The following is a 3919-nucleotide window of genomic DNA, read 5'->3' on the forward strand; positions in this document are numbered from 1 at the left end:
CGGCACCGCACCCCGCACCGCCGCACCACCGGTCCACCCGCGGCTCCGCCATGGCGACCGGCCCGTCGTCGATCCCTTCCCCCTTGAAGAGAGGCCGTGCGCATGACCCTCATCGATTCCCCGGCAGTCAACCGGGCGGGTGCCCGCTACGGCGACCCGGACTTCGTCCTCGCGGCGACCTCGCCGGTCATCGAGCACCAGCTGCGCCACCGCTCGGTGCGCGCCTTCCTGCCGGACCCCGTCACCGAGGACGAACTGCGGGCCGCCGTGGCCGCGGCGTCGTCGGCGTCGACGTCCTCGAACCTGCAGGCGTGGAGCGTCGTCGCGGTGACCGAACCGGAGCGCAAGCGGCGGCTCTCGGACCTCGCGGCAGGGCAGCGGTTCATCGACGAGGCGCCGTTGTTCCTGGTCTGGGTGGCCGACCTCGACCGCGGCCACCGCCTGGCGGAGCGCAACGGCAGGCCGCTCGACGCCACGGCCTACCTGGAGTCCACGCTGCTCGGCGTCATCGACACCGCGCTGGCGGCGCAGAACGCGGTGGTGGCGCTGGAGTCGCTCGGCCTGGGCGCGGTCTTCGTGGGCGCGGTCCGCAACCACCCCGAGGAGGTCGCCGGCGAACTGGGGCTGCCGCCGCACAGCGTGGCCGTCTTCGGGCTGGCCGTCGGGCGCCCCGACCCCGCGGAGGACGCCGACGTCAAGCCCCGTCTTCCCCAGTCGGCCGTCCTGCACCGCGAGACCTACGACGGCGGCCGGGCCGACGCCGGGCTGCCGGCGTACGACGAGCGCCTGGCCGCCTACAACCACGCCCACGGGCTGACCGGCGCGTGGACGGAGCGCGTCCTGGCCCGGCTCGCCGGCGCCGCCGCCCTGGCCGGCCGCGACCGCCTCCGCGAGGTCCTCGAACACCGCGGCCTGCCCTCCCGCTGACCGCCGTCCCGGGTCACCCCCTGGACGCCGTCGTTCCTTCCCACACCTCCCGCACACGCCCCGACTGGAGCAGAACACCCGATGAGCGAGCAGTTCCCGCACTACGAGGACGTCTTCAGGGCGGCCGACGACCGCTACGCGTCTCTGCCCCACCGCCGCACCGGGCGCTCCGGGCTCGTCCTTCCGGCCGTCTCCCTCGGCCTGTGGCAGAAGTTCGGCGCCGACCACGCCTACGACACCCAGCGGGACATCATCCTGCACGCGTTCGACCTGGGGATCTCCCACTTCGACAACGCCAACCGCTACGGCCCGCCGCACCGCGCCGCCGAGCGGACCCTCGGTCGTGTGCTGCGCCGGGAGCTGGCGCCCTACCGCCACGAGCTGGTCCTCTCCAGCAAGGCCGGCGGCGTCTTCGGGCCCAACCCCAACCTCCGCGGCGGCGGCCGCAAGGCACTGCTGACCTCTCTGGAGCTGAGCCTGCGCGATCTGGGCACCGACTACGTCGACATCTTCTACCACCACACCCCGGACGAGACGACGCCGCTGGAGGAGACCGCCGGCGCGCTCGCGACAGCCGTCCGGTCCGGCAAGGCCCTGTACGTCGGCATCTCCAACTACCGGCCCGACCGCGCCGCGGCGATCGCCCGGCTGCTGAGGGCCGAGGGCGTGCCGCTGCTCGTCCACCAGCCGCGGTACTCCCTGTACGACCGCAGCATCGACCGGAACGGCCTCGCCGACCTGGCCGTGGAGGAGGGCTTCGGCCTCGTCGTCTACTCCCCGCTGGCCCAGGGCCTGCTCACCGACAAGTACCTGGAGACCATTCCGGACGGTGCCCGCGCCGGCAACAGCGACTTCCTCAAGCCGGACCAGATCGACGAGACCTACCGGCAGCGCACGGCGCAGCTGAACAAGATCGCGGAGTCCCGCGGCCAGTCGCTGGCCCAGCTCGCACTCCAGTGGGTGCTGCGCAACCCCGCCGTGACCTCGGCGCTGATAGGGGCCAGCTCCAAGGAGCAGCTCGACCACAACCTGCGGGCCCTCGGCGGCCCGGAGTTCACCGACGAGGAGCTCGCCGCCATCGACGAGCACGGCGTGCACGGAACGGGCCGGCGCCGCTGACACCGACCGCCCGCGTCGGAACCGGCGCGGGACGGTAATGTCCCCCGAAGGACACGGAACGTATCCACGGAACGGGGACGACAGTGGGCGCGCGAGGCCGACCGGACCCCGACGGCACCCTCGACACGGCCGCGCGGCTGCGGGCGGTCACCGCGGAGCTGTCGGACCGTTTCTACGAGCGGGACGACGTGGTGCGCGCGCTGGTGGTGACGCTGCTCGCCGGGCAGCACTCCCTGCTGCTCGGCCCGCCCGGCACGGCCAAGTCCGAGATGGCCCGGGAGCTCACCGGCCGGATCGAGGGGGCGTCGTACTGGGAGATCCTGCTGTCGAAGTTCACCGCTCCGACGAGGATGTTCGGGCCCATCGACGTGGCCGCGCTGTCCCGGGGCGAGTACCGCCAGGTGTACGAGGGCCGCGCCACCACCGCGCACATCGCGTTCATCGACGAGATCTTCAAGTGCTCCACGGCCGCGCTGAACGAGACGCTGGGCTACCTCAACGAACGGATCTACCACCCCGAGAACGGCGGCGAACCGATCCGCTGCCCCCTGATCGGCGCCATCACCGCCAGCAACGAACTGCCGGAGGGCGAGGACTCGGCCGCGATCTACGACCGGCTGCTGGTGCGGATCGAGGTCGGGTATCTGGCGGACCCCTCCAACTTCGCCGCGCTGGTCCGCTCCGCCGTCAGCCGCCCGGCCGCCCCCGTACGGACCACCGTCGAACTGGACGCGTTGCGGCGGGCCGTGACCGAGGCCGTCCCGGAGGTCGCCGTCCCGGACACGATCGTGGACGCCGTGTGCACGCTGCGGGCCGCCCTGCGCCGCAAGGAACTCATCGCCTCCGACCGTCGCTGGCGGCAGGCGGTGCGGCTGCTCCAGGCGTCGGCGTACCTGGACGGCCGTCCGGCGGTCGCCGAGACCGACCTGTCGATGCTGACCCATGTGCTGTGGGACTCGCCCGCCCAGCGCCCGGCCGTCGAACGGGAGGTGCTGCACCTGGTCAATCCCGACGCCAAGGAGGCCCTCGACCTGGCCGACACCGTCGACGAGCTGGAGGCCCAGCTCGACGCCATGGCCGGGCAGTCGCGGGAGGCGCTGAGCGAGTGGGTCATCAAGAACGCCCACAACAAGCTCGCCATGGCGGGCAAGCGACTGGAGAAGCTGCGCACGGAGGCGGCGGACGCCGGGCGCTCCACCGCCGCCATCGACCGCGTCACCGGTCGTCACCGCGCCGTCCGCGCCCGGGTGCTCACCGAGGCCCTCGGCATGGACGCGAGCACGGTGGAGGCGCAGTGGTGAGTGCCGGGGAGCCGGCGGGCGGCCCCACGGGCGACGTCCCCGGCGGAGCTGCCGACGGTGCCACGGACGGTCCCCCGGACAGAGCTGCCGACGGTGTCACGGTCGGGGCCGGCGACGGGACACCCGTCGGGCTGGACGAGCTGGTACGCCCCTGTGCGCCCTGGCTCGGTCCGGGCGTCGGGCCACGCGGGCGTCACACGGCGACCGTGGTGGCGGACTTCTTCGACCGGATCACGTGGCGCGACACGCTCGCCCGGTCGGCCGCGCTGCGCGAGCTGGCCGACGAACTCCGCCCCCAGCACGAACACGCCGACGACCTCCTCGCCGACGTGTTCGTGGCCGCGTACCAGGAGGCGGAACCCCGGCTGCGCGAGCCCGCCCGGATGGACCCCGCCCGGCTGGCCGACCACGGGATCGTCACCGCGCTGGTGAGGTCCGCGGACTTCGCCGAACTTCGCCGGGAGACGGCCGGCGACCCCTACGCCGCCGCCATGGCCGTCCTCGCCCAGGCGTCCGCCCTGCGCCGGATGCTGGTCCGGAACTGGGAGGCCCGGGAACGGGCCGCGCGGGCG

Annotated in this window: 3 protein-coding genes and 1 pseudogene; all 4 read left to right on the forward strand. The window is 73.6% G+C overall.

All coding sequences use genetic code 11. The features are described from left to right. The first annotated feature begins 102 nt into the window (after window positions 1-102). On the forward strand, window positions 103-927 hold the full coding sequence (locus HW445_RS21385; RefSeq protein WP_180222600.1) for an NADPH-dependent oxidoreductase: 825 nt from the start codon (window positions 103-105) through the stop codon (window positions 925-927). An 81-nt stretch (window positions 928-1008) separates the two neighbouring features. Next, a complete protein-coding gene (locus tag HW445_RS21390; RefSeq protein ID WP_180222601.1) occupies window positions 1009-2046 on the forward strand; it encodes an aldo/keto reductase in 1038 nt (345 codons plus the stop codon). An 83-nt stretch (window positions 2047-2129) separates the two neighbouring features. After that, entirely contained in the window at window positions 2130-3347 is a 1218-nt protein-coding gene (locus tag HW445_RS21395; protein ID WP_180222602.1) for an AAA family ATPase, read from the forward strand. A 206-nt stretch (window positions 3348-3553) separates the two neighbouring features. Further along, a pseudogene (locus HW445_RS21400) lies at window positions 3554-3919 on the forward strand (hypothetical protein); the annotation flags it as partial.

Source organism: Streptomyces sp. UH6 (assembly GCF_013421635.1).
GTDB classification, from domain to species: Bacteria; Actinomycetota; Actinomycetes; order Streptomycetales; family Streptomycetaceae; genus Streptomyces; species Streptomyces abyssomicinicus.

Excerpts from the sequence above, each read along its gene's own strand:
- HW445_RS21385 (WP_180222600.1), top strand. The coding sequence starts at position 103 with ATGACCCTCATCGATTCCCCGGCAGTCAACCGGGCGGGTGCCCGCTAC.
- HW445_RS21390 (WP_180222601.1), top strand. The coding sequence starts at position 1,009 with ATGAGCGAGCAGTTCCCGCACTACGAGGACGTCTTCAGGGCGGCCGAC.